This is a genomic window from Bradyrhizobium sp. LB14.3, from assembly GCF_040547985.1.
Classification (GTDB): Bacteria; Pseudomonadota; Alphaproteobacteria; order Rhizobiales; family Xanthobacteraceae; genus Bradyrhizobium.
In genome coordinates this window covers 282,874-308,783 of record NZ_JBEPQT010000003.1, presented here as the reverse complement: position 1 = coordinate 308,783, position 25,910 = coordinate 282,874, and the positions used below count along the sequence as shown (strand labels likewise).

The following is a 25,910-nucleotide window of genomic DNA, read 5'->3' as shown; positions in this document are numbered from 1 at the left end:
ATGCGCTTCCCTTGCCCGGTTGCGTACCGAGTTCAGGCCGGCGCAGCGAACCCTAAGTCTCTCACCTCGTTGCTCGTCGCAAGCTGCCGGGATTCGGATGCGACGCGCTTTGGGTACAGAAGCCACGCCGGAATGGCCCGATCTGTCCGCTAAAATCGAAGGTAGGAGCCTTGCGGGATCGACAGGAGCCAAACGCCAGCTTGCCGAAGTCCAACGTCTCCAGAGCAACGACTATCTTAGGGCAGTACGGTACCATCGCGCGCGTTGCGCCGCTGGTCTTGGTTCTGCTCACCCCGATGGGCGAGTACGTTTTTCACCTTTCTCCGATCTGGATATTCGGATCCGGCGTTCTCGCAATAGCTGTGCTCGCTGAATGGATTCGCGTAGCAACCGACCAGCTATCCTCCCACACCGGTCCTGCCATAGGCGGTCTCCTGACCGTCAGTCTTGGAAGCTTGGCCGAACTCATTCTTGCGCTATTTGTTCTCGCGCGCGGTCATGTCGAGGTGGTCCACGCCCAGATCACCGGGTCCATAGCGGCGACCTGCTTGTTGGGGTTGGGTCTGGCCATCGTCGCCGGCGGGTTCAATCGCGAGCGCCAGAGCTTCACCCAAGCGCGCGCTGGGTTGTTGTCGAGCATGCTCGTCCTGTCGGTGATCGCTCTCATTCTGCCCGCAGTGTTCGACTACGCGGGTCGCAACATCCGTCATGTCAATCACGTGAATGCCTCCGACGAATTGCTTAGCCTGGCTGTGTCCATGGTGCTGCTAGTTCTCTACTCCGGGAATCTTGTCTTCACCCTCATCACTCACCGGAATGTCTTCGCGACCAATGAGGAGGCTTCAGCTAGATCGGCGTGGTCTACAACCACATGCTTGATCGTGTTATTGGCATGCACCGGCGCGGCGGCCCTTCAGAGCGAATTTGTCTCCGGCGCCCTGACCGAAGCGGCCAAATCAACGGGTCTGACACCACTCTTTCTTGGCGTCGTCGTGCTCGCTCTTGTGGGCACCAGCTCGGACATCTTTGCGGCCGTTTGGTTCGCTCGGCGCGACAGGATGGGACTTGTGATGACGCTCTGCATCGGATCCGCCATTCAGATTGCGCTGGTTGTTGCCCCGCTTCTCGTCATTTTCTCATGGGTGATCGGGAAGCCGATGACCCTTGTCTTCCGGAATCCCGTCGACCTCTTTTCAATCGCCGGCACCGCGTTCATCGTGAATGCCATCACGAGAGACGCCGAGACGACCTGGTTCGAGGGCGTAATGCTCATTGGAGTTTACGTCGTGTTGGCCCTTGCATACTTCTTTTCTTGAAATGCAACGCCAGGCGGGCTCAACAGTGGCAACCGTTCAAGCTCCAAAGTAGTTGCGTCTTGGCAGATCGGAGGCGCCGCCGCCCATCGCCCCGCCGTGTCTCCAAGATCGAAGTGGGACCCCTTTCGGAGCAGACCGTCGCGGTTACCGGCCGCGCCGAGCCCCCGTCGATCAGCGCTAAAAAATCACCTCCCCCGCGAAAAAGGCGAGGAGCACGAGCACCAGAAAAATCGCAACAGCTGCGAAAAATAGCCACTTGGCGATAGTGGACGCACCGGCGGCGATTCCGCTGAATCCGAGCAATCCGGCTACGATCGATATCACAAAGAAGATCAACGCCCACTTCAGCATGCCAAGCTCCTGCGGCCTTATCTACAGTTGAGGTATGCACAAGTCTGCAATCCCACCCACTTCGAAGGTGCTCTCGGACTTGCCGAGCGACAATCGTTCTGCCGACAATTGTTCTGGGCATTCGGCGTTCCGATCAGAACGTTCTATGTCCGACAGAAAGTCGGCACGCCTGCGTACGCGCTGCGCCAGAAGCCAAGCGAACTGAAATGTTTGTTCGCGACCGGACAGTCTCCGGGGTGTCGACGTCTTTTTTGATCAGTGAATGGGAATTATCTTCTTAGCTTCAGCAGCGAGGCAGTCCCAGATGCGGTTTCGTTCTGATTGCGTTCTTCCCTGGTTGGCCCTCGCCACCGCACTCCTGCTCGGCCACCCAATCTTAGCTTCCGCACTCGAATGCCCCGTTTACCATCCGAGCGATACCGACGCCGCGATCAAGGAAACAAGAGCACAAACGGAGACCTTCGAAGCTATGCTTGCAGCGCGCGGCGATCGTGCAACACGCAGCATTGTCAGCAGCGTGCGCATGGCTCATCCGAATGCGTCGGCAGCACAGATCACCAATTTTGTATTAACCCTCTACTGCCCTCTGGTGCGACACAACGCAGTTTTGTCCGAGGATCAGAAGCGAGCGCGCCTCAAGTCCTTTTCAGCTGAACTCATGAAGCAAGTCTCGCCGTAGCGTTGCTGCACCCAATCCTACCGGCTGATGTCTGGGCAATCACGGACGACGTACCGGTCCTAGCGAGCCGTGTACAAGCACATGGCGACATAGTCTATCAACCACATCGCGAGCTGGAATCGGCTTTTCAACCACGTATGGGGCAAATCGGCCGGATATGACTTCGCGGCTGTATCCCGTGTAAATCAGAAACGGGATGCTTCTTTTCAAAAGGATATCTGCGAATTCCAAGGACGCCCGCCCGTGCAGGTCGACGTCGAGAGACGCGGCAGTCGATAGCTGCGCTACCCGCTGCATGGAAAGCAGGGCTCAGCTCGGCAAATGGGCCAATTGTTTCATGACCGCTGCGCCGGATCTCGGTCGCGAGATCGTCGGCGATGAAGTATTCGTCTTCGATTATGGCTATTCGCATTGGGACTCCAATGACGTAGCAGCAAGCCCCTGCGAGATTTTCGCTTATCCTATCGGTGATGCCGCGGTGATCAACCCGGATCCGAATCGTAGACGCATAACTTGGTCCGCTGCCGCACGGGGCCAGTAGTACTTTGACCGCAGCGTTACTCCTGCTGCAGTAAACAGGTGCTCCCGGCCGGGGTACACTTATGTACCAACTGTCTCTGCAACGGCACCGCAGCTCGCGCATTTCCTTCAGGCAAATGAAAACGAGGAGATGAGTTTATGAAAACAAGCGGATGGCACGTCGCCGCGGCCGTATTGGCGCTCGCGATTCCGGTCGGAACTACTGCGCAAGCCGCACCCATGTTGGCTGCGAGCGGGATAGCCAAAAACGACCCGAGCCTGGTGGAAGTTCAATGGAGGCATGACCGTCACCATGCTTGGCATCGTCATAACTGGCGCGACGGCTACAGGCACCGCTATGGCGGCGGCTGGGGTCCAGCGTTAGGCGGCTTCGTGGCAGGTGCGGCGATTGGAAGCGCCGTCGCCAACAGCCGGGCGCAAGCTGCCGAGAACAACGCCTACTGCTCCCAGCGATACAAGTCGTACGACCCGAGCTCCGGGACTTACATGGGTTACGACGGCATACGGCATCCATGTCCCTGAGCAACACGGCGTTCTGCCGGCGCCGGCCATTACGAACGCCATTTGAACTCGAGCAAGGAGATCCATACATGAAAGCGACCTCATTCTTGGCGGTGGCAGCTCTCGTCGGCGCATCATCGCTTGCGATGGCACAAAGCGCTCCGCAAGCTACCGGTCCTGGGGACCATAGCGTCGTGCAGAGCTCGAGCCGCAATCAGTCGGCCGACCAACGCACGGAAAACAGCATGGCAAACAAGGGGGGCAACAAGGGCGACGCGGTCCAGTCCGACGCTAGTCAAGCGAGCGTTCGGCAGCAGATGGTCAGCGACCTGCAGCAGGCAGGTTTCACCGACGTCAAGGTACGGCCGGAGTCGTTCCTGGTGGAGGCCAGAGATCGGTCAGGAAATCCGGTGACAATGTTCGTTGGTCCAAATACTTTCGCCGAGGTGAAAACGATCGGCGCTAACGCGCAGAAGTCTTCTTCGAATACAAACTCGTCCAGCAACAGCGCTAACGCAACTTCGGATCGCCCGGGCGGAGCCTTCACTTCGGTGCCGCCGAAGGACGGCCTGAGCTCGCAGTTGATGGGTCTGCAGGTGTACAACAACACCAAACAGGACATTGGCACGATCAAGGACGTCGCGCTAAACGAGAACGGCATCGACGGCTATATCCTCTCGGTCGGAGGGTTCCTTGGCATTGGCGACCACTACGTTGCGGTGCGGCCTTCGGCAATCAATCTGAAGTTCGATCATGCGGCCAACAAGTGGAGCGCGACCATGGACACGACGGCCGACCAATTGAAGTCGGCGCCTGAATTCAAGTACCCCAGCAACGGATAATCTTCTGAGGTGGAGCGGTTCGGCGGAACCGCTCCAGCCTCCCGGCTGTTAGGTCCAGGTTCGACTCGGTCATGCGGCTCAAATATGCTCGCCCGCGCTGAAAAACTGCTGGCCGACCTTGGCGAGACATTCTGGCTGGTGCCCATGCTCATGGTGCTTTCCAGCCTGATCGGCGCCTTCACTCTCGTTCATATTGACCAAAGCGACGCGGTCTCGCTATCAAATCTACAGGGCTGGTTGTACGACGGCGGCGCGACCGGTGCTCGCACCCTGCTCGGCACCGTAGCCGGCGCGACGATCGGCGTAGCGGGAACCGTGTTTTCTATTACAATTGCCGCGTTGTCTCTCGCTGCGGGTCAGATGGGGCCGCGGCTGCTGCGTAATTTCACGCGCGATCGTGGCAATCAATTCACGCTGGGGATGCTGCTCGGCACCTTCTGTTACGCTCTCGTCGTGCTGAGAAGCATCCGGACAGAGCCGGAAGGCGGCTTCGTCCCTCATCTATCATTGAGCGTTGGAATTCTGCTCGCATTGGCTTGCGTGGCGATGCTCGTCTACTTCGTCGGTCACGTCGCCGGCCGGATCAACGTTGAAACCGTCGTCGAACTCGTCAGCGAAGACCTTCGCAGCGCTATGCGCCAGCTAACCGTGCAGGATCCGCAGCCGAAGCCTCCGCCGGGTGAGTACTGGATCGGCTCCCTGCCCCTGAAGGACTCGCGGCGCGGTTATCTGCAGCATCTGGACGAAGAGGGCCTGGCCACCTGGGCGGCCAAGCATAGAGTCACCATTCGGCTGTTGATCGGTCCCGGCGACTATGTTTTTCCGGGGGCGACCGTCGCTCTGGTTAATCCTCCCGTCGACGGTGCCGAAGCGGCTATCCGGAATGCGACGGCGCTGGGCGCAACGAATAGCATTTCTTCCGATCTGCGCTTTGCCGTTCGCCAGCTCGTTGAGGTCGCAGTAAGGGCACTTTCTCCCGGCATCAATGACCCCCACACCGCCCTAGCGGTCCTCGACCGGCTGGGAGCGGCTCTGTGCGATCTTGTACCCCTGCATTTCCCGACGGGAGTGTCAATCAGGGGAAGTCAGCCAGTCCTGGTGGTGCCGCATGTGCAATATGATCAATTGCTCGGAACGATGTTCCATATGATCCGGCAAAGCGCAGGCGCCCAACCTGCAATATCGATCCGGATGATCGAGGTGATGACTCAGGTCGCAAGCTGCGAGCGCGATCCCAACAGGCTTTCGGCACTAGCCCACCACGCTGAGCTCGTCCTTGCGGACGCTCGTCGCATGATTGGCGCTACCAGCGATAGGGAGGATGTCGAACGCCGACATCAGCTGTTTACCCAGATGGTCCGGGCAGGTCCGATGGGGCGATTCACCGAACAGCTCTTGCCTCTGCCGGGCGACGATGATCCGCCAAAAGCTATCGCCGAGACAGCCGCCTTCCGATCTCGGCGTTGAGCTCGGCGCCCGCCAAGATGGAATAGGCCGCGACCCAGAGCCATGTCATCAACACGGCGACTGCGCCGAGCGAACCGTAGGTCTTCTGGTAGGCGGCGAACGTGCTCACATACGCCGAGAAAGCATATGAACCGGCAATCAATCCGGTCGTCGCCAAAAGCCCGCCGGCCGAAGCAAGGTCCCATCTTGGTTCAGTTCGATTGGGTGCGTAACGGTAGAGCAGAGCGACGATGGCGATGATCATGCCCACGAGCAGCGGCCACCGTATCCGCATCGCGGTAGCCTGCCAGCCGGTCGGTATCGGCAGGTAGCTGAGCAGGAGCGGCATCACCGCGATCAGGATCACGGCCCCACCGGCCAGGACGATCAACGCCACGGTCAGCGACAGAGCAACAACATTGAAGAGAACGATCCCCCTCTCCTCCGGGACCGCGTAAGTTACGTTCAGAGCGGTCATGAGCGTGCCGGTCGCGTACCGCGCACTCCAGATCGAAATCCCGACACTCACCAACAGCCCGACGCTGAAAGGCGGGTGCACGCCCTGCTCGAGCGCCTTCAACCGTTTTGATATGAGCGCGGTCGCTTCCCCCGGCAGGATCACCTGGAGCGCGTTGAGCTGCCGCACGATGTCATTAGTGTCGGCGACAAGCCCATAGAGTGACACCAGCGCGGCTATGGCGGGGAAGATCGAGAGAAAGGAGTAAAACGCAACGGCGGCGGATAGGACCGAAATATTGTGGTCGCCTAGCCTGTGCCAAACGGCCATTGCGACGGAGATGAACCTGTGCACAGGCCCGGAGCTAACGGGGCTCGCCCTGTCGACATTGCGGCTTGCATTTTCGCTCACGTTGATCCCTAGCCAGCCTTCAGGACACCAAAACCCTGGATTACGGCTGACGTTCCCGTGCGGATAATCAAAAGAGCAATTCTGAGGGGCCCCTAAGTCCACTGCTTCCTGAGTCAAAGGGCTCACCCTGGTCCGGAAGCGTACCTGCAAATGCAGGAACCAAAGCGGCGGACGCACCTTGGATCTGAGCAACGAACACGTGACGAGTACCCCGGCATGGCTCAGACATATCGCGCAGCAGATTGGGCGGCATTCATTCTTGGAACCGTCATGATTCTCATCGGCCTCGTGCTCGGGGCCGGCGGTGCGTGGCTACTGTGGCTCGGAGGCTCCTTCTATTACTTCCCCAGCGGAATCATCCTGATCGTCTCGGGTATTCTGTTGACCCGCCGGCGCGTTGAAGGCGCATGGCTTTATCTTCTCCTCTTCCTGCTCACCCTCGCTTGGGCGTTCTGGGAAGTTGGCGCCAATGGTTGGGCGCTGGTCCCGCGGACGGTCGGCCCGGGTGTGTTGCTGATCTTCGTTCTGGCGCTGACCCCGAAGCTTCACCCGATTCGCCACCAATACGAACCTGCAGCGACCATCGTCGTCGGATTGCTTCTGTTGGTGGCCACCAGCTTGTTGATGACGGGAGCTTTCCGGCCGGCAAGCGCCGCGCCGTCTGTGATGCCGTCGCCGACAGGCGCGATGGCCGATCCTTCGCCTCTGAAGGCGGGCGCAGATTGGCCCGCCTATGGCGGCAGCTACAGCGCGCGCCGCTATTCGGCGCTCGACCAAATTAAGGCGAGCAACGTAGGCAAGCTCACCAAGGTCTGGACTTTCCATACCGGCGACCTGCCGACCAAGAACACGAAAGGCACCTACGGCGCGGAGAACACGCCGCTCAAGGTGGGGGATACACTGTACGTGTGTACCCCCAAGAACCTCGTTCTTGCCGTCGACGCCAAGAGCGGCAAGCAGATCTGGCGATTTGACCCGCGTGTCCCGGACGAGTTCATTCCGTACACCGCGGCTTGTCGGGGTCTCGCCTATTACGAGCTTCCCAATGCCGATCAGGGCGCCGCCTGCGCCAAGCGCATCGTCGAAGGCACCCTTGATGCGCGCCTCATCACGATCGATGCGAGGACCGGCAAGCGATGCGAGGGCTTCGGGTATGACGGACAGGTCGACACCGCGACGGGCGTTGGCCGGCACGATCCCGGCATGTTTGCGATCACCTCGGCGCCGACGATCGTTCGCGGCATCATCGTCATCGGGCACGAAGTGCTCGACGGGCAAAAGCGGGACGCGCCCTCGGGTGTGATCCAGGGATACGACGCACAAACCGGCGCGTTGCGCTGGGCCTGGGACATGGTCAAGCCCGATGCAGGCGCGCCCCCACCGGCGGGCCAGACCTATACCCGGGGCACGCCCAACATGTGGACGACGGCCTCCGGCGACGAGGAGCTGGGCCTCGTTTATCTGCCGCTCGGCGTTTCGGCCGTGGACTATTGGAGCAGCAGCCGCTCCGAGCGCGAGAAGGAGTTCGCCACGTCCTTGGTCGCGCTCGATGTCACCACCGGCAAGCCCGCCTGGCACTTCCAGACCGTGCACAACGACGTCTGGGACTACGATCTCGGCTCTCAGGCCACGCTGGTCGACTTCCCCACGGAAAACGGCGGACCGGTACCGGCGCTCGTGCTGCCGAGCAAGCGCGGCGATATTTTCGTGCTCGACAGACGCACCGGCAAGCCGCTCGTCGGCGTCGAAGAGAGGCCGGTGCCACAAGGCGGCGTCGAGCCGGCGCAGCGCGCCAAGACCCAGCCGTATTCCCTTTATCACACTTTGCGGAAGGCCGATCTCACCGAGCAGGATATGTGGGGCATGTCGCCGATCGATCAGATGATCTGCCGCATCCAGTTTCGCCGGGCGAGCTACAAGGGCATCTTCACACCGCCCACCGCCAGTCCCCACTGGATTGAATATCCGGGCTACAATGGCGGCTCCGATTGGGGCGGCATCGCCATCGATCCCGTTCGCCAGGTCATCGTTGCGAATTACAACGACATGCCGAACTATAACCGCCTGGTGCCACGCGACGAAGCCAATCGTCTCGGTTGGGCGCCGCGAGACCAGGCGCGCGGCGAAATCGGCGGGCAGGAAGGCGCCGGCGATCCGCAACTCGGGTCCCCTTATGCGATCAACGTCAATGCCGGCTGGCGACTGCCCGGCACAGGATTGTTGTGCAAGCAGCCGCCTTATGGCGGAATTCGCGCCATCGATCTGAAGACCGGCAAGACGCTGTGGGATCGTCCGTTGGGTGAAGCCCGAACGAACGGCCCGTTCGGGATCCCGTCGATGCTACCGATCACGATCGGCACGCCTAACAATGGCGGCGCGGTCGTGACCGCCGGCGGCCTGATCTTCATCGCAGCGACAACCGACAATCTGATCAGGGCCATCGATATCAAGACGGGAAAAACCGTCTGGAAGGACGTACTTCCTGCCGGCGGCCAAGCCACCCCGATCACTTATGAGGCCGGCGGTCGTCAGTACCTCGTGATCATGGCCGGCGGTCATCATTTCATGGAGACGCCGATCGGTGATTCCTTGATCGCCTACTCTTTGCCGAGCACCGGCACCTGACTGCTCGCAGGTATGAACCAACAAATACACATCGGCTGTCCGATCCGGGTCGCCTCGCCCAATGGCCGCTTTGAGCAGGCCAACGCATCGGCCGCTTAGTTGCCGACGCACAAACCGCAGAAGACGGCAAGAGAACTTGCACGCCTGGGGTCGACTTTGCGACGTTGGGTCAGGTCTGCCGGATGTCCGCTCGTGGCGGTAACGCGGATTAGGTTGCTCGACCTGAGCTGTCGCACTTTGACCCGCAGCTGCCTCCCTTCGCCGGCTAACATTTGCGGCAGTACGCAGCCAGAAGCTGAATTTTCGACGACACCTCGCCGCCAAGGCGACGAATACTAAGAGCTCTTGGGCTTGGGCAGCGTGCTTGCGCCTCAACCCGCAAAGGTCACGCAGGCGCCTCGTCGCGGCTTTCCTTGATCAAAGGATGCAGCTTGGCCTCCCTTACGCGGATGCCGACCCCCCGCTCGGCGTTGTGTTCGTCCATCAGAAACTCGACGCCCATCTCCTGCAGACAATCGACCAGTGCCTTGAGAGTACGGTCGTGGGGAATGCGACCGCCATTCTCGATGTGCGCGATCGTTCGCTTCGCCACCTTGGAGGCGAGCGCAAGTTCAGCCTGAGAGATCCCCAGCCAAACGCGCGCAGACGCAATTTGCCTTCCGTTAACCATTATTGTACGTTCCTGGTGCACTTGTGCATCAGTGGTGCTACGGTCCCATCAACGCAAAGAACGAGGACCTTGATGACCTTCCCCGACGCCGACGGCCAGCCGCAGCCGATCACCCCCGCGCAGGCCATTTCCGCCGACGACACGCCCATCTCCACCATGTGCTCCGAGGCCCCTGCCGAATCCGCCGCCGATCGCGCATCGGCGTACGGACGCTACATCAGCAGCGCCGCCTGGCAAACCAGCCCGGCCCGCTTGGCCGAGCTCGAGGCATCCGGGCACCGGTGCCGGCTGTGCTTCGCCTCGCGCCGGGAGGCGAGGCTGGAGGTGCACCACCGCACCTACAGGAACTTCCGCTGCGAACTCGCCGAGGACCTGACGACCCTCTGCCATCCCTGCCACCTCGGCGTCACCGGCATGGAGCGCTTCCGCAAGTACGCGCGGTCGCCCTTCAAGCCGCCGCCGCCGACGCCGGCGGCGCCGCCGCCGCCCGCTCTCTTCGACTACCGCACCCCCTTGGAGATCTAGACATGAGCACCGAATCCATCGCCCTCCGTCTGATCGGCATCGGCCCCATGCTGATGCACAATTCGCGCCTCGGCGACCCCCTCGATCCCATCGCCAAGCAGATCGATGCGGCGACCAACAAGCGGGGTAAGAAGACCGAGGCCGACCATCTGAGGATCGCCGAACTGGAATTCCACGGTTCGCTGTACCTGCACAACGGCGCCCCGTGCCTGCCGGCCAACATGCTCAAGGCCGTGTGCGTGGACGGCGCCAAGGCGACCAGGATGGGCAACACCACCAAAGCCGGCTTCCGCGCCGACGGCGCTGCCCTGTTGCAGTACGACGGCCCCAAGACCGCTGCCGAACTGTGGAAGGACGAGCGCTTCCGCCACCGGGCGACGGTCCGCATCCGCAGCAGCGGCTCACTCACCGTCAGGACCCGCCCCATGTTCGACGGCTGGAGCGCCGTCATCCACGGCACCTTCCTGGCCTCTCTCCTCGACCGCGAGGATATCGTCGCGTTCTACCGCATGGCCGGCTTGTACGGCCTCGGCGACTACACCCCCGAGTTCGGCCGCTTCCAGGTGGAAGAATTGGTCAAATAGCTCCCCGTGCCGGGGCGTGGCCCGGCGAGGCATGGCACGGCCCGCCGTGGATCTTCTCAAGAACGATCCGCGCATCATCATCAATCGCAACGAACGCGCGGTCCGCTGCGCGATCGATGGAGGCTGACCTGAAGCAGTACGACAACGAACGGCACGATCCGGCCCGCCGCCACGGCTCCGGACGGCGCCGCGTGCTGAGCTACTGGCGGAGCGTCCCCGCCGAGGAGTTCGACGCCGCCTTCAAGGCGGAGGTGACGGCATTCGTGCGCGGGACGACCACCACGATCCCGGAGTGGCGTCGCGCGATCGCGGGCGACTCTGCGGCCGCCATCGCCATGGTGATCGACTGCAAGTCGCCCGGCTTCATCGGCATCAAGGTCGACTTCGCCATGACCGTGTTGTTGGCCTGCGCCTTCGACGACCCCGCCGCGGCGCTCGTGCTCTCCGTCAAGCTTCGGCAGATGCCGCTCCCGGCCCGGCTGCGCAAGCAGCTCGCCACCTCGTGGCTGGTGGCGAACATGCTGTCCTGCCTCAAGCGGTCCGCGCCGCCCCGCAAGGAACACGACACCTGAGCGTCAGCAGGCTTCGCGACCAGCGCCTCCCCGTTCTCGTCGTCGGTGACTTCGACACGGCCGGCGTCGGCTGCAAGTCGTTGGCGGTCGCTGGCGAACGACACCGACCTCGACCTCAACCGAACCCTAAGGTGATGACCTGACCACGTCTTGTACCCTGCCGAAAATCCCAGCGGCGTCGGACACCATCGCCGCACCCGACGACACGACGCCGTCCAAGAACGTCGCGGGCATGGGCCCGCTCGAGCTCGAGGCCTATCGGGACGACTGGCGAGACGCTGCGCAATTCAGGCTGCGCGCCGCTTTCGTGAAGGCGATGAAACGAAGCGGCACGCCTCCGAAGAATGCAGGCAAGGGCCGAAGAAGGGCGCCGTCGACGGCTTCGGACCGGCTGTCGTTCTCGCACCTCAGCCGCCGACATGCCATCGAGCTGCTCGACGGCGAGGAGGTGGAGACGCTTCCCGAAAGGTCCAAGCCCGGTCCCGCATACCCGGTGACCGCCGCCAGGGTCGCGGCGCGCCTCCTCCTCGGCCGCCTGTTCGACGGTCGCAAAGACGCGCTCGATGGGCTGAAGCTCGCGGCGCCGGTGGTCGCCATCGACGTCGCCGAGCGCGACCTGCTGCAGGTCGTAATCGGCAACTGGCAGAAGGTCCTCTTTCCGGACGGCGTGCGGGTGATGGATACCGGCAACTTGGGCCGGCGGGAAGATTTCGACATGGTCTGCCTGACCATGACGCAGCCCCGCAAGACCACGGACACGAGCGATTTCGAGAAGGAGGCACTCTCCGCTCTGTGCCTGGGGCTTCCGTTCGTCTCGATCTCGCCCGATGCGGAATCGCACCTGCCGGCCGTGGTGCTGAAGTCGGACCCGATCAGGCTCGTGTTGCCGCCCATCGATGCTCGCATCGTTGCGCTGGCGATCCGCGTGGTCACCGGCAAACCTTGTCGCGAATTGCTGGAGGAGGATGCCGCGCGCTTGCTCACTGCCACCGATCTTTCAATCGGCATCCGGTTCGACCGGTCGCCTGAGGAATGCCTCGCCCAGCTGAAACGCCTCGTCGGCCTGAAGCGGGCGCCGGCGTCGGTTCGGGCCATCTCGCTCGACGACCTGCACGGCATGAACGAGGCGGTGAGCTGGGCAAAATCGGTAATCACGGATCTGAAAATGTGGAAAGCCGGTATGCCCTGGTCGGCGATCGACGCCGGGGCGTGCCTGGTGGGACCGCCCGGCGTAGGCAAGACGACGCTCCCCCTGGCCATGCAACGCTCGGCCGCCGAACAGGGCATCAAGCTCGAGGTGGCTTCTTGCTCGCACAGCCAATTCCAGGGTGCAGGCGAAGGCCACCTTGGCCACTTCCTGCGCGAAATGACCAATTTCTTCGCCGCCGCTAGGGCAAAGCCCCGGCCCGTTCTCGTTTTCATCGACGAATGCGATTCTTTCGCCGACAGATCCAAGTTGCGCCATTCTCACGCGGACTACGTTACGGCCTGTGTGAACGGGCTCATTTCCGAGCTAGACGGAATCTCGAGCGGCCGCGAAGGCGCGACGTCGAGTCGCGAGGGCCTCATTCTGCTCGGAGCGTCTAACGATCTCAGCAGATGCGACCCCGCGATCCTCCGTTCAGGTCGGTTGAACCGCATCATCAGGATCGGTCTGCCCGACCTGAACGATCTGGATAAGATGTATCGCTACAGGCTCGGCGGGCGGCTCGTCCACGACGATCTCCAGGAGATCTGCATGCTGTCGCTCGGTAGCACGGGCGCCGACGTCGAACGCATCGTCAAGGATGCGCTGCGCATTGCGCGCCATGCCTCGCGAGATCTGATGTTGTCGGACCTGCGCGCCGTAGTCTCGCCCGAGGAGGACCGCGACTTCGATACGCAACGGCGGGTCGCGATCCACGAAGCCGGCCACATCCTCATGGACGTGCTCAATTTCGGCGCGCCGGAGAACGTATTAGCGAACATCGCGGCCGTCGGCCAGCGCGGGGGCGCCACGGTGCGCACCAAGTCTCCGCCGTTCGCAGGTACCTACTCGGACTATCGTCTTCGGCTGGAAACTCTGATCGCAGGACGCACCGCGGAGAGCTTGCTGCTGTCCGAATATTCGCACGGCGCCGGCGGACGCCGCGGATCGGATATCCACCTCCTGACCGCCACCGCCACCGCCATGGTCGGCTCGCTCGGGCTGGCCGGTCCTGTACCGCTGCTGTTCTTCGGATCGCACGACGACACCGAGGAGCTCATGAGTTATCCCGAAGTCAGACGGGCGGCGCACGAAGAACTTCAGAAGGCGGCCGAGAGTTGTCTCGCCAAGCTGACCGCGCATCGTCCCGTACTCGAAGAGATCGTGAAGATCCTGCTGCAAGCGCGCCGCATCGACGGGCTCGCTGTCGCCGATCTCCTCGCAAGGTCGAGGATTCGGTGATGAGCCAGCATTTTCCGATCGACATAGGCGACTGCGATCTGGAGGAGATCGCTGCCTTGCTCGAATCCTCGGGCCGGTTTCGGGTTCTGAGGCGGCTGGCGGAGCCCGCCCCCACTCCGGTGCCGGCCGACCTTTTTCGACGGGGGCTGTTCGTCGACGTGGAAACGACCGGGCTCGACGCAGGCAAAGATACTGTCATCGAGCTCGCCATGGTGCCATTCGGCTACCGCGCCGACGGCGAGATCGTCTGGGTCGGCCAAGCCTACTCAGGCTTGCGCGATCCCGGTTTTCCCATCCCCGAGGCCGTGTCGCGCCTTACGGGCGTTACCGACGCCGCCGTGAAGGGCACGTCGATCGACGCCGCCACCGTCGACGCCGCCGCACGCGAGTGCGCCGTTGTCGTCGCACACAACTGCGCGTTCGACCGAACCTTTTGCGAGCGAATTTGGCCCGTATTCAGAGACAAGCCCTGGGCCTGCTCGCTCAAGGAGCTCGACTGGTCCGCCGAGGGGTTCGAAGGAGCGAAGCTAGGACAGATCGCCGCCGGCTTCGGGTTCTTCTTCGATTCGCACAGGGCCGCGGACGACTGCTACGCCGGCATCGAGATCCTCCGACGGAAGCTGCCGAGGAGCGGCTCGGCGGCGTTCGCGACGCTGCTCGCGTCGGCGCGGAGGACGACCGCACGCATCTTGGCCGGCGACACCCCGTTCGCCGCACGGGAAGTTCTTAAGCAACGAGGGTACAGATGGCATCCCGGCTCGCCCGATAGACCGAAATGCTGGTTCGTCGAGCTTGGCGAAGAAGACGTCGTGGCGGAGATCGCCTTCCTTCGGGAGCGCGTCTACAGAAAACCGAATCCCGATATCTCTTATGTCAAGTTGACCGCCTACGAACGCTACTCGGATCGGATGCTGAGCGACGTTCAGAAAGTCGGTGATCGGGTGGGAAGCCTGTCCGCGAGATCCGGAAAGGCGCATCACGGAACCGGACTTCAGGCCAGCGATCTTTCTTGTAGAAAACAATTGCCGTGAGCACCACGGCCGGCGGTGAGCTGGAGCAGAACCGCTGAAGGAAAGGCGGCCTCAAACGCGCGCGGGGCCCGAAACAAACGTCTCCATTGCGCAAATGCAGCCCCAGCGATACGTCGATGCGGACGCCGACTTCACCGAAGCCGAGCTCGACTATCTCCGGAAGGAGGTTTTTCAGAGGGAAGACGTCCAGATCGCGGTTCGAGCGATCACGTCGCTCGATCGATTTTCAAGCGGATCTAGCGGTTGAGTCGCAAACGCGCCGACCCATGTTGGCCTCAACAACGACGTGATCATAAATTGAATCGCGAAGTACCATAAACGGCTAGTCTCTAGCACTAGTCTCAGGAGCCGCAGGACTAATCCTACTACTAGTCTGACTAGAGGGAGGATAGTCTCACGACTAGTCCTACCCTGGGGTCCGGGAAAGCAACGCCGTCGATAAACCTGGGGCGGCCACACTTCTTCCCTATTAGCGCCCACCTCCAAGCGCCCAGCCCAGCAATCGAGCACGGAGGCCACCACGCTGGCGAACTTCGATGAAGCGCAGAGCCTCGGGACAGCCGGACGCGGCGATGGCCGCCTCCAACAAGCCCTTGGCAGAAGCGTCCGAGATATCCCCCGCATGGCGGACGAGGCAATCCAGAACAGAGAAAAAGTGCTCATGGGTCTTCGCCAGGCCGGCGATGTCGTCAAGCAGCGCAGGCCGAGCCGCACGGATCGCGGCCGTCTTGGCCAAATCCCCGCGCCTGATCAGCTCGATGATTGACGAGGCGTCGACTCCCGAATCGATAAAGAATTGGACCAGCTCGAGCAGAGTCTCGCTTGAGGCGACTGACAGGACGGTAGAGCGGACATTCTTGCTGTTGGTCTTGTCGGCGACGAATGCCTGTGCCACCTCGTAGACGGCGTCCTTCGCCTCCTTAGGAACCTCGACAACGTATTGCTCGAACCCCTCTGCCTTCCGGCGGGCGCGGTACTTTCGTTTGGCCTCAGCCGCTTCGGAGATTTCCTTCTTCCCGCGAGCGACGCGGACGTAGGCCTTCATCGGTTCAAGGCCCAGTTCGGCAACTTTCTCGTCAAATTGGGTTTCGTCACAGGCGTCAGATCCCGCCCCTTGGTCAAAGGTGTCGGGACCAGGTCCAGATGCTTCCTCGGCGTCGGCATGCACGGTCATTCGCAGGACTAGTCCGAAGACTAGTCTCCCTATGCTAGGCCACCACGACGCCAATCGCATCGCGCAAGGACAATGCTGCGCGTCGATTGACGCCTCAGAGGCGTCGTTTTCAGAGGATTTTCATGGGTGCGCGAGGCAATCCCGAGAGAAGGCTAAGTCGTCGATGGAGAAGCCTTCACGCCTTCACCACAAAGTGGCCTCGGGTACGGAGGTCCGGCAGCCTCTCCACGGGCTGCACAACCACTCTCAGGAGCGGCGGACACGTCAAGAGTAAGCCGTGCCCATCGAGACACAAGCCTTACGACAGAACATCGTTAAATCGTGTTAACTGCTGCCTCTTGCCCAACCACGCAGTAAGGTCTTCCGAGCTTCGTTTCAGAATTTCTAGTGAGATACGTATCGAATGGAATGCGACGCTAAACCGGGTTGAGAGATATAGGCGCTGCCTTCCCATAGTGGATAGCGCGAATATCGGTCCTTGAAGCAACGCCAACTACACGCCAATGGAATCTCAATTGCGCGACTTGACAGCCGCTCCTCCACTTAAAATATCTGGATTGCGGGATTGGCCCGCAAATGGAAATGGAGGGGAATGTAAGGATGTCTCACAGCTATCAGCGATCGCTGCAGGAAGCCGAACAGCAGCTCGAAGCGGCCCGCGGCGCGCTGGCGCGGGATTTTGTCAAGGCCGTTAGCAACGCAGGCTGGACTCCCGTCTTGCGCGATGAGCACGACGTCATCGCACTGGTCAGCACTATCACCACTATGTTCGAGGATCGCGCTTTCGTTGATCGATTGTATGCCGCGGCGGATCAGGCCAAGCAGCAGCAGCCCCGCGTCGGACGCCCGAAGCGCATCCCGCAGTAACGGTTGCAGTCGGGCGCAGCCAAGAGGACGGCGGGTCCGCTGTGAATGACGACGCTCCGGCGCGCTGTCGCTTGGCTCTTTTTGCACGATATCGGACATCTGCCCTTTAGCCATGTTTTGGATAAAAGAGAATTTCGAAGTGGCAACTGCCGCCAACAGAAGTGCAGCGATCTCCTCATTGAGCACGCGGAAGTGCGTCTTCGTTGGATTTGCCGAATGAGGGCGTCCACATCGTTTAAGCGGACCGCCGTCGTTTTGATCAATGGCGGGCCAGTTGTCGGTTAAGACGCATGGATGATTCTCAGCCGAGAGGCGATCGTGGCCGGTTATACGGTCCAGTTCACCATGGCGACGGCGCTGGCCAAGGCGCACGGCGCCCAGCGCCTGGACGAGAAACTGCTCGCGCTTGCAGAGAAGCCAAAGCTGCGGATGTCGATGCGCTCGACCACCTGCCGCTACTTTGCGGCGCATCTGTTCTTCCAGCTTTTCAGCCGCCGCAAACCGGCGCCATCCTAATCACACCGAGCCGCCGCGTAGCGGCGCATAAAACCGTCTACCGTTCACGAGCTCCGGTCGGCGCCCCGCGCGCGCCCCGTCGGCGGCGTAGCAACCTAAAGCGGACGCTTGTGAAAGGGGTCCTAGTCGCGGTTGCCGACAAGATTCGAAATTGCGGCCGCTGCACAGCCCAATTTCCCCGAACCGAGCCCGGCAGCCGCTCTTCTTTTCTAGGCATCACCGGGGTCCGGCTCGGGCTCCTCGTCATAGTCGAAATTGGGATCAGTCTCTGGCTCCGCCTCGTCGTCAAACTCAGCATGATCAAGTTCGTCAGGATCGTCTTGCCAGGGTACGTCGTCCTGCCACCTACTCTCCTCGTCGAAGGAAGGCTCAAGTGTTTCACGCATTTCAGGGTCGGACGCCGGCTCGGAACTCTGCGGCCCTACCGAAGATGGGTCCACAGGCTCGACTTTCGCAGGCGGAACGTACGCCGCGAGGAGCTGGTCGACAACCGCCAACGGATCCAACGGACGTACTGTGTCAGCAAGCAAGTGGCCAAACTGATTGTTGATTAGCTTCAAAGCATCTTCGCTCGCGCAGGTATTGATAGCGGTCACGCCTAAAATCACGCCCGCCGTAATAATTTGGTCGGTGGATTGGGCGTTCCCTTCCACAACGACTGCTGGCCAATCCAAAGCTCGCGCCAGTTTGACAATCAGCCGTGCTCGCGCCGTCCCCGCTACTCCCTCGAAGCTCAATATCGCGCCGTCGAAAACGACTGAGCCGTCGCGTGTCGTCAGCACGATCTCGGGTTTGTCCTCTTTGGTCACGCGTACTTCGGCTCCCTCCTCCACCGCAAACGGCACGACGAAATTAATTCGGGACTGCCGCACTTCATCGCTCGGCGGATGGCGTTGGCTAACGGCATTCCTGACCGTGACCGATTGGAGTTTGTCGCTGAACTCCAATTCCGAGCGCCGGCCGGCCTTAACCGGCTTATTTTCCCCGCGGGTATCGATCAATTTCTCGAGCCCCGGGACATAGACCCCGCGGTCGCGCATGCGCCAGAATTGGGTTGGAACCCGCTCCTCAGGCTGAGGCCGCCCCCTCTCCTCGTTTCTTCGAGGATCAACGTACGCCGCGACACCGAGCAATGCGCAGGCCAGCGTCAGGCGCCCTGCTATAAGTGCCCGCGCATATCGCGACTTATCCCGCAGGAACTGTCGGTCCCACTCCGGACGCTTGTTGCCGAAACCATCGGCCTCGAGGCCTCGCTGGGAGACCCAGGCGTGGCAGTGGGGATTGTAGTCCCCGTCCGAGGCGACCGGGTACTCGATGTCCAATCGAGCGGCCATTCCCTCGACCGCAAATTGGGCCAAAACAAATGCTGCGACGGGCCGCAAAAGCTCCCGGAGTAATTCTCTGGGCAGCGCGAAATCTATCGTCCTGCCGCACTGTGCGTCGGACCGAACGTCTCTCGCCGACGCCGCCATGATGAAGTTGCCCAAGTCGGCGAATTCCTCGGAGGCGCCGTGGGGTAAAAGTATCAATCCTCCGTCGTGATCGCCGCGATATTTCCCGTAATCGGCGCGCCGACCCCCGTCATTGACATAGCCGTTTGTTTGATAGGCGAAGCGCGCAAGGGCGGTATAGCCTTTCCTCTTCTGCACAACCCCAAATCTAATATGACACGATCCACTATTCAAAGATGCCGACCTCCTCGCCCGACATATAAGGGACCTCTCCCCAGTCACGATTCAACGCGGGCTCTCGGCAAGACGCCAGCTGCTTTGCATGACTATCCAGTGATTTGCCGCGATTGAGCGCGCTTTCGGTATTTAGATACTATAGCGAATCCTACACCCGACCGCTCGAAAACGGGCTGGCAACCTTCCTCAAACACGGATGGGCTCACGAGAAGGCATCGTTTCGCGCTTGAGGTCGGCCAATACCTGAAGCTTCGATGGGCCGCCCCATCCGGCCGGATCAGCAAATTGTCCCTGGACAGATTTCTTCGGGATGGAGCGCCATTTAGAAATTGACCGGCGCCATTTAGAAATTGACCCTATAGCGGGCCTTAAATCCGAGCATTTGGTTCAGGCCCACCCTGAGGGTCGCCCGAAATTCCTTGACGAAGCATTTCAAATTGGCAGTGCGAACATTTGCCGGACCTCAGCACTTGCGTGGATTGCTTCGCAAACCAGGCAGATACTGCCGCCACGAGCCAAATCCCGAGAGGCCCGTCTTGTCGGCAAAATTCCAAGGGTCAATCTTCATCAGTGCCAGCACGCCGCTCAAGCGCGTGTTCTGGGGTTGACCATCAGGCGGCCCGTACCGGACTCCGTCCGGCCTGCGCAGATCTTCTGCGCTCTACGCTTGCGGGGAGGTTGTGCAATCAATTCGGCAGCAATGCCGGTCTGGTTAACCTCGGCAAAGAACCCTCCCCGAGCTCGGCGGCCAACGCCGTCCAATCCGCTCTCGCGTCACCACCGCCCTTGATAAGGAGCCCGCTGTTTCGCAAGGCATGATCGAGACGCTCTACCTGATTGCGGAATAGCCTCACGATCCAGCTCACCTGTAGTGTAGACTCCCGAGGGAATGGCATCGAGTATTTGATGGATCCGGGGGCTTAGCCGAAGGACAAATTGTAGCGTGTTGTAAAGCCCATGTGCATTCAGGCATGCCGCGAAGGTCGAAGGAGCCTCCAGGACAGCCTCGGGCGTATTCATCAATTCTCGATCTGGGGTGGGCACTTCCGTCATCGAATTGCACCTCAGCGAATGAAAAGCGGACTGGGTTTGACAGGGGATAGGACAAGCATGAGTTCGCTCTTTGCGCGACTGAGTGCAACATACAGCAGGCAACGCGCTTCTGCCGTGTCCGGAAACGACTTTGCGTCGCACGGCATTACGATCACGCTCTCGCATTCTAGACCTTTCGCCTTGTGAATGGTGCTGATCGCCCGTTCGGGTGGCTGCGGGCGGGCGTAAGCGCGCCGATGAGCCAGATCAGCCAAACCATCAGTTGGGTTATCAAACCGGCCTATGCGGACGGCGTCCCAGAACTCGCGATGGCAATCCAACTTGACGTTCTTGAAGTGAGGCTCTGATTGCGTGAATTCATGCAGGCGGGTAAGCATTTTGGCGGCGCCCTTGTGATCGGGGGATTCGAGCACGACTCTCGCAAGCTCCTGGATCATCGCCGGCTTGCCTCGCGTGTTCTTTGAGCAGCGGTCGACTATTTCGTCCTCAAGCCGTTTTCCGAATTCTGAGAGGCTGAAGCCTACGGCAACCGCCTCCATGAATTTCATGATGGCTACAGCTACCTCTTCAGGCGCAGTGACTTTCTCTAGTTGCTGAACAAAGACCTCCAACGCCGAACGCGTGTAGCCTTCCCACAGCAAGATGCGCCGATCAAAGAAGCTCCTTAGCGTACGTGCGGTCTCGTTATAGCGCGTCAAAACAAGCAGCGAAGATTGGCGTTTCTCAAAAGCATCGACAGCACGGCGATCATTTGAACCAAGACGATAGTCGAGATTTTTCTGGGCAATGTTGATCGCATCTACAATTTTCACGCTGGGCGGCGCGGTCCGTAGGTCAACCTTAGCGCCTGCCTTCAGAGCGTTTCTCGCTGCCAACGTCCACTTTCCAAGTTCTGGACAGCCGTCGGTCCAGCGGTGCGGATGATCAAGTTCTTCAATGCGGTCAGCGGCTCCAACTAGGTCATCCCAGGAGTAAGGGTTGGCTTCCTTAAAGATTTTTTGCATGGGATCAGCGAAGACCCGCACGCGCGAGCCGTTGCCATGCAATGCCATCGCGATCGCATGCTGGTCTGCACTCGAATCCTGGTGCTCGTCGCAAATGACGGTCGGGTAACGCTTTGCAGCGGCTCTGCCGATCATGGGATATTTCTGAAACAGCTGAGCGACCCGCGCCGCTAACTGCGCATAACCATCCGGCCGTTGGCGTACCCAAATCATGGGATCGGCCGGGATGCCGAGCCCGAGATGATAGGCTGTAGCGACCTGGGCGACGAGACTGTCAATCGTCCTAATTTCCACATGCGAACCGATCCCCCGGGTTCGCTTGGCAAAGACCGAACAGGCAGCATGTGTATGGGTCAGAATGAGCACGCGATCGCGATTATTGCCGGCGACCTCTCCGACGTAGTCTGCGCCTTGGTGCGTCTTCCCGCAGCCTGCTGGCGCTTCCACGACAACAAGCCGGGCATCCGATCGGAGAGCATTCCGAACGGTATCGTCGCTCACAAGGTGATATCCATTATTTCTGGCAATACGACGCCCTTCCGGACAGCGTTCGCGAATGGAAGCAGTTGATCCTTAAGCGAAGGCCAAAGGTTCATAGCGAAAAGCTTTTTTGCCAGTTCTTGGCCGCCACTAAGGCTCTTGAACCAATCTTGTGAGTGCGACTCGTAGTGCTTTCTTTCGCTTTCCTTGCCAACTGGGACTATTCCTGTGGCGGCCTCGATGATGAGTTGCCGCAGGTTCGCCCCGGCCTTTTCGTTGAGAACCGCAAATTCCTTGCTGTCGGACCCTAAACGCTCTTGTAAGCTTCGGAGCCGCCGTCCGGTCTTTTCGCCAGCGGGGTCTTGAATGAGGGCTTCAAGACTGGTCTCTGGAATCAGCTTGATGATGTTTTCTTCCAGGCAGCCGGACGGCCAGCGAAACAGCAGCTTCCCAAGCCGTTCTTCCAACTTTTTCCATCGCGTCGGATGCTTGCCATCTTCATCGTCAGCAAACCCACCGAAACTCAAACCGCCTTCTGCGAGCGCTTCGAGCAAACCCAACGTTGTTTCATGACCACCTCCGTCCACGATACGGATGCCGGCTTGCTCAAGCGGGGTGCCGAGCGCACCAAGCAATAATGTGCTCGCGAATCCAACCTCGGTGACGCCTTCACATACAACAGCAAGTCTCGATAAAAAGGCTTCCGGGTCCTTCACTCGTTGCTGCGCAACCTTCGCGCCCTCAAGCTTGCCGATTTTTCCATTATAGTCGACGTACCAGAGCGTCGAGTTCGATGCTGCTGATATCGCGGCGGCGCTATGCGTGGTGACGAACGCCTGCGCTTTGCTTGATCCCAGCTTTCCGATGAGGGCCCGCTGCCGATATGGCTCCAGGCCACGCTCGATTTCATCGACTAAGGTGATGGGCGTGGCGCCTTGGGTTTGTTCGGCGATAGCCAAAGCAGCCAAGCGACGGGTCCCCGCCCCCCAACTACTGAGTGGCAATTGCACCCCACTGCCCTGAGCTGTCAGCCCAATCAGAGCCATTACGGAGATACCAGGAGCACCCGTGATCGAGAGATCCAAGCACGTTGGCAGAGATTTGACGGCAAAGGCACCGCTCAGCGCGGAGAGTGCATCCTTGCTATCGTTGCTGAGAGCATCGACAACGTTGGTTTCTGCGAGCTTGGAGCTGAGCCTGGACCTTAGTGTCTTATCGGCCAGCAAACGATCAAGCGCAGAGCCTTGAACAAACCGTAGGTCCCGGTCATTGCGATCGTCGCTGCTCAACCGGACCGGACCAAGTTGCCGCCGCAACCCCAATGGCATGTTTTCCGATGTGCCATCAGGCTGTTTGACTTCATAAACCAGGTCCAGCTCGGGTGTGCCTGTTACCTGCAGCCAGTAAACAGGTTCGTTGTGAGCGGCGGCACCGTCTCCGTCGATGCTTGGCACGACGGGTTTCTTGCCATCCCAGTCCCATGGCCATGCAGCCTTCAGAAGGCCGTTGATTTTGCTATCGTCAGGCAGCGAAATTACCGCATCGATGATGAACCCGTCTTCCTCCTGCCGACCATAATAATCCGTGTCGGGCACGAAACTGGAATTGGAAGGACTGAAGAGAAGCGCGATCGCATCGAGGATACTCGTCTTGCCGACATCACCGCCTCCGAGAATGAGATTGAGCCCAGCGGCCGGGTGCCACTCCATCGATTTAATCGAACGGTATCTTTGGATTGAAAGCCTTCGAATCGTGGGAGCGGAGACAGTACCTGCAGACATAAGAATGGCTTTGTTGCAATGGATCGGCGCGACTCAAAAGGACGTCGCAGTTGTGATTATAAGCGACAAACGCTTGGGATGTATATCGATGAACAACCTGGCGAAGATGGTATCCACCTGATCGACAAGGGGAAGAGCGCCTTGGCGCATAATGGCGAGCCCCTAGGGGCTCGCAAGAGCGGGCCCTACGGCCCAGCGATCTCCGATATTCCGTCCTGCAATGTGCATATGAAATTTTGATTGCGGGGATAGGATTTGAACCGATGACCTTCAGGTTATCGAAGGACTTACCGCACTTCGACGTGCGATTGATTGACCCTGCTTCCGGATGTATCAATGAGACATCCCTAGCGTCGAGACTTCGATCGGCAAGTCTGGGAGATCAAGGGGTTACGGTGGATCTGGTAGCGGGGAAGGGACTCGCCCCCGCTCCTAAGCGGAGGCAAGCGTGCCCGCAGGACGCGCCTTGGATCGGCCGCTCGCCTTCTCATCCGACAACCCATTCGTCAACGCGGCCTTTCGCATTTCAACTGCCTTCGCCAAGCGCGGATCCTTCTTTGCAGCTTCGTAGGCCGGCAATACCGCTTCCATCCAGATCAGCATGCCTTCGCCCTTGAACACCACCCGGTCGGCGGCGCTGTAAACGCTCTGGGTGATGGCAGCGACCTCGCGCGACATCTTGTCTGCACCGCTCACGCGATGATCCAGGAGCGCGGATGCGTATGCACCTTCGCCGAAATTCTCGAAGAAACTCGTAACGGACCGACGCTCGTCGTGAGGGCCAATCCGGTTGGGCAGCCCGACGACAGTGAGCAGATCCGGCCATCCCGGCTTGCGTCCAGCTAGGGCATCGAGCGCGTGATTGAGTGAGGAAGGGGTAATCGCTTTATCCAGATGGGCCGGTACGCGATTATCCTTACGTTGCTTAGCAGCGAGAGCGCGCACGCGATACTTCTTGCGATCCTGCGGAAACGCCCAAGTGGAGACCGCGCCCAATTGTTGCTTCGAGTACCGCGCCACTCTTTCAAGGATCTCGATCGCAATCGGCGGGACGCTCAGCTTGATTTCGCGCTTGTTTTTCACCTCATCCGGTTTCCAGGTATAAACGCGCCAGCCGGCACGCTCCGGTGCGGGATCAGGAATCCAGCGATCGGAGCCCAAGGCGAGCATGTTTACCAGAGCAGAGCTCCGCTGAGGGATCATCCATGAAACCTGCAGGGCACCCAGGACCGCATCGTTGTTATTGCCCCCCAAAGGTCTGACAGCCTCCAGAAGCGCAATGAGCATCCCGATCTGCGCCGGGGTCAGATAACGCTTCGAGCGATCTTCCATTTCATATTCATGGGATAATGCCTCCCACCACGTCGCGGTCGGCTCGAGGCCGGTGAAGCGCCGCTTTTGCTTGAGTCCCCAGCGCAGGACCCGCTTTGCGAGATCGACGTATTTTGCCCCAGCCGAGGGACCTGAACCGCTGGCATCAATGCGGTCCCGAACCTCTTCAAGATCTTCGAGGCGGAGCTCCTTTACGTAGCGCTTCTTGAGTTCGGCGTTTTCCGGCCGATCTCGCAATCGGGTCTCGAGCTCGGTAATGGACGAAGGTGCAAGGCGCAATTTGGCTGCTTCATTTCGACCACCATCTTTCGAGCTTTTCGTTCGTCGCGCGTAATGATTGATCAGCGTCTCGAAAGTCCACAGTTCTCCCTTTAAGGCTTCAGCGCGGTCAACTGCGACAGCGACGGACTTTTCGTCGCCACCCATCAGCCTGGTTTCGATGACGGCGTCCGGATCGCGCCCGTTCTTGATCGCGAATATTGCCTCCGTGGCGATCTTCTTCACCTGGGCGAACGTGAAGTCTCCCACCGCACCAAGCCGCCGTTTTACGACCGTGGACTTTTGGCCTCGGACACGCGTGCGAGCCTGCACATAGTAAGCAACTTCTCCGCCCCTGACGCGGATGCTCAGGCCTCTGGGATTATCGATCGCAAACTGGCATTCAGCGTCCGCGTCGCGCTTCGTCCCGGCCTCGCTCAGCAAATCCTTCGTCAGCGCGTATCGCTTGTTCGCCATTTCCTGGGCCTTTTGGGGATACACGGGGATACATAAGTATGGAGACCGAAGGCCCGTTCCACAAGCGTCCAATCTTAGGCTCCTTAATAACCTATTAAACTGTCAACATATTTTGCGCTTTGGGCCCCTCCAGGCGATATCCTGTTTACAGGCAACCGGTTTTGTAAACCGAAGGTCGGGGGTTCAATCCCCTCAGCCGGCACCAGCGATTTAGCCGACATTGCAGCCTTACCGATCGGGGCTCCCTTTGTCCCTAATCAACGCTGCCAGCCGTCCACGGGTCTCGATTGTGTAAGGCTCCC

Annotated in this window: 22 protein-coding genes; 13 read left to right on the top strand and 9 right to left on the bottom strand. The window is 60.2% G+C overall.

Annotated elements, in window-relative coordinates; genetic code table 11:
* Positions 1-200: 200 nt before the first annotated feature.
* On the top strand, positions 201-1,316 hold the full coding sequence (gene cax, locus ABIB00_RS08740; protein ID WP_354104055.1) for a calcium/proton exchanger: 1,116 nt from the start codon (positions 201-203) through the stop codon (positions 1,314-1,316).
* Positions 1,317-1,493: 177 nt separating this feature from the next.
* Here cax and ABIB00_RS08735 read toward each other — a convergent pair whose 3' ends face one another.
* A complete protein-coding gene (locus ABIB00_RS08735; RefSeq protein ID WP_247391914.1) occupies positions 1,494-1,667 on the bottom strand; it encodes a DUF1328 domain-containing protein in 174 nt (57 codons plus the stop codon).
* Positions 1,668-1,929: 262 nt separating this feature from the next.
* On the opposite strand from ABIB00_RS08735, the gene ABIB00_RS08730 reads away from it, so the two are divergent.
* The 5 genes from ABIB00_RS08730 (at position 1,930) to ABIB00_RS08710 (ending at position 5,696) form a co-directional block, all read left to right on the top strand.
* A complete protein-coding gene (locus ABIB00_RS08730) occupies positions 1,930-2,346 on the top strand; it encodes a hypothetical protein (protein ID WP_354104054.1) in 417 nt (138 codons plus the stop codon).
* A 337-nt stretch (positions 2,347-2,683) separates the two neighbouring features.
* A complete protein-coding gene (locus ABIB00_RS08725; RefSeq protein WP_247400212.1) occupies positions 2,684-2,887 on the top strand; it encodes a hypothetical protein in 204 nt (67 codons plus the stop codon).
* Between the two features lie 137 nt (positions 2,888-3,024).
* Positions 3,025-3,408: a BA14K family protein gene (locus ABIB00_RS08720; RefSeq protein WP_354104053.1), complete on the top strand. Its 384-nt coding sequence runs from the start codon at positions 3,025-3,027 to the stop codon at positions 3,406-3,408.
* A 68-nt stretch (positions 3,409-3,476) separates the two neighbouring features.
* Entirely contained in the window at positions 3,477-4,229 is a 753-nt protein-coding gene (locus ABIB00_RS08715; protein WP_354104052.1) for a PRC-barrel domain-containing protein, read from the top strand.
* An 84-nt stretch (positions 4,230-4,313) separates the two neighbouring features.
* The gene (locus tag ABIB00_RS08710; RefSeq protein ID WP_247400217.1) at positions 4,314-5,696 is read left to right on the top strand and encodes a DUF2254 domain-containing protein; all 1,383 of its coding nucleotides are present in this window, start codon (positions 4,314-4,316) and stop codon (positions 5,694-5,696) included.
* On the opposite strand, the gene ABIB00_RS08705 is transcribed toward ABIB00_RS08710, so the two are convergent.
* On the bottom strand, positions 5,659-6,660 hold the full coding sequence (locus tag ABIB00_RS08705) for a YihY/virulence factor BrkB family protein (RefSeq protein ID WP_354104051.1): 1,002 nt from the start codon (positions 6,658-6,660) through the stop codon (positions 5,659-5,661). The two genes, ABIB00_RS08710 and ABIB00_RS08705, sit on opposite strands and share 38 nt — an antisense overlap.
* A 153-nt stretch (positions 6,661-6,813) precedes the next feature.
* Here ABIB00_RS08705 and ABIB00_RS08700 point away from each other — a divergent pair, with 153 nt between their 5' ends.
* Positions 6,814-9,168, top strand: coding sequence for a membrane-bound PQQ-dependent dehydrogenase, glucose/quinate/shikimate family (locus ABIB00_RS08700; protein WP_502917796.1), 2,355 nt, complete (start codon positions 6,814-6,816; stop codon positions 9,166-9,168).
* Positions 9,169-9,553: 385 nt separating this feature from the next.
* On the opposite strand, the gene ABIB00_RS08695 is transcribed toward ABIB00_RS08700, so the two are convergent.
* Positions 9,554-9,859: a helix-turn-helix transcriptional regulator gene (locus ABIB00_RS08695; protein ID WP_354104049.1), complete on the bottom strand. Its 306-nt coding sequence runs from the start codon at positions 9,857-9,859 to the stop codon at positions 9,554-9,556.
* 51 nt (positions 9,860-9,910) lie between these two features.
* On the opposite strand from ABIB00_RS08695, the gene ABIB00_RS08690 reads away from it, so the two are divergent.
* The 5 genes from ABIB00_RS08690 to ABIB00_RS08670 all read left to right on the top strand — a co-directional run bounded on the left by ABIB00_RS08690 (position 9,911) and on the right by ABIB00_RS08670 (position 14,978).
* Complete coding sequence (locus tag ABIB00_RS08690; RefSeq protein WP_354104048.1) at positions 9,911-10,363, top strand: hypothetical protein; 453 nt, start codon at positions 9,911-9,913, stop codon at positions 10,361-10,363.
* A gap of 2 nt (positions 10,364-10,365) precedes the next feature.
* Positions 10,366-10,947 carry a hypothetical protein gene (locus tag ABIB00_RS08685; RefSeq protein WP_354104047.1) on the top strand — a complete coding sequence of 194 codons (582 nt, stop codon included), beginning with the start codon at positions 10,366-10,368 and terminating at the stop codon, positions 10,945-10,947.
* A gap of 116 nt (positions 10,948-11,063) precedes the next feature.
* A complete protein-coding gene (locus tag ABIB00_RS08680) occupies positions 11,064-11,519 on the top strand; it encodes a hypothetical protein (protein ID WP_354104046.1) in 456 nt (151 codons plus the stop codon).
* A gap of 586 nt (positions 11,520-12,105) precedes the next feature.
* Complete coding sequence (locus tag ABIB00_RS08675) at positions 12,106-13,947, top strand: AAA family ATPase (RefSeq protein WP_354104045.1); 1,842 nt, start codon at positions 12,106-12,108, stop codon at positions 13,945-13,947.
* Positions 13,947-14,978, top strand: a complete 1,032-nt coding sequence (locus ABIB00_RS08670) for a 3'-5' exonuclease (RefSeq protein WP_354104044.1) — start codon at positions 13,947-13,949, stop codon at positions 14,976-14,978. The genes ABIB00_RS08675 and ABIB00_RS08670 overlap by 1 nt, the downstream gene beginning before the upstream one ends.
* A 469-nt stretch (positions 14,979-15,447) precedes the next feature.
* On the opposite strand, the gene ABIB00_RS08665 is transcribed toward ABIB00_RS08670, so the two are convergent.
* Complete coding sequence (locus tag ABIB00_RS08665) at positions 15,448-16,152, bottom strand: hypothetical protein (RefSeq protein ID WP_354104043.1); 705 nt, start codon at positions 16,150-16,152, stop codon at positions 15,448-15,450.
* A gap of 543 nt (positions 16,153-16,695) precedes the next feature.
* Positions 16,696-17,205, bottom strand: a complete 510-nt coding sequence (locus ABIB00_RS08660; RefSeq protein ID WP_354104042.1) for a hypothetical protein — start codon at positions 17,203-17,205, stop codon at positions 16,696-16,698.
* Between the two features lie 108 nt (positions 17,206-17,313).
* Here ABIB00_RS08660 and ABIB00_RS08655 point away from each other — a divergent pair, with 108 nt between their 5' ends.
* Positions 17,314-17,535 (top strand): ATP-binding protein, encoded by a 222-nt coding sequence (locus ABIB00_RS08655; RefSeq protein WP_027568381.1) that lies wholly within the window; start codon positions 17,314-17,316, stop codon positions 17,533-17,535.
* A 209-nt stretch (positions 17,536-17,744) separates the two neighbouring features.
* Here ABIB00_RS08655 and ABIB00_RS08650 read toward each other — a convergent pair whose 3' ends face one another.
* From ABIB00_RS08650 to ABIB00_RS08635, 4 genes are all read right to left on the bottom strand, one after another.
* A complete protein-coding gene (locus ABIB00_RS08650) occupies positions 17,745-19,184 on the bottom strand; it encodes a MobA/MobL family protein (protein WP_354104041.1) in 1,440 nt (479 codons plus the stop codon).
* 1,103 nt (positions 19,185-20,287) lie between these two features.
* A complete protein-coding gene (locus ABIB00_RS08645) occupies positions 20,288-21,781 on the bottom strand; it encodes an ATP-binding domain-containing protein (protein WP_354104040.1) in 1,494 nt (497 codons plus the stop codon).
* Positions 21,778-23,469 (bottom strand): ATP-dependent nuclease, encoded by a 1,692-nt coding sequence (locus tag ABIB00_RS08640; RefSeq protein ID WP_354104039.1) that lies wholly within the window; start codon positions 23,467-23,469, stop codon positions 21,778-21,780. The genes ABIB00_RS08645 and ABIB00_RS08640 overlap by 4 nt, the downstream gene beginning before the upstream one ends.
* A 504-nt stretch (positions 23,470-23,973) precedes the next feature.
* Positions 23,974-25,608, bottom strand: a complete 1,635-nt coding sequence (locus ABIB00_RS08635; protein WP_354104038.1) for a hypothetical protein — start codon at positions 25,606-25,608, stop codon at positions 23,974-23,976.
* Between the last annotated feature and the right edge of the window lie 302 nt (positions 25,609-25,910).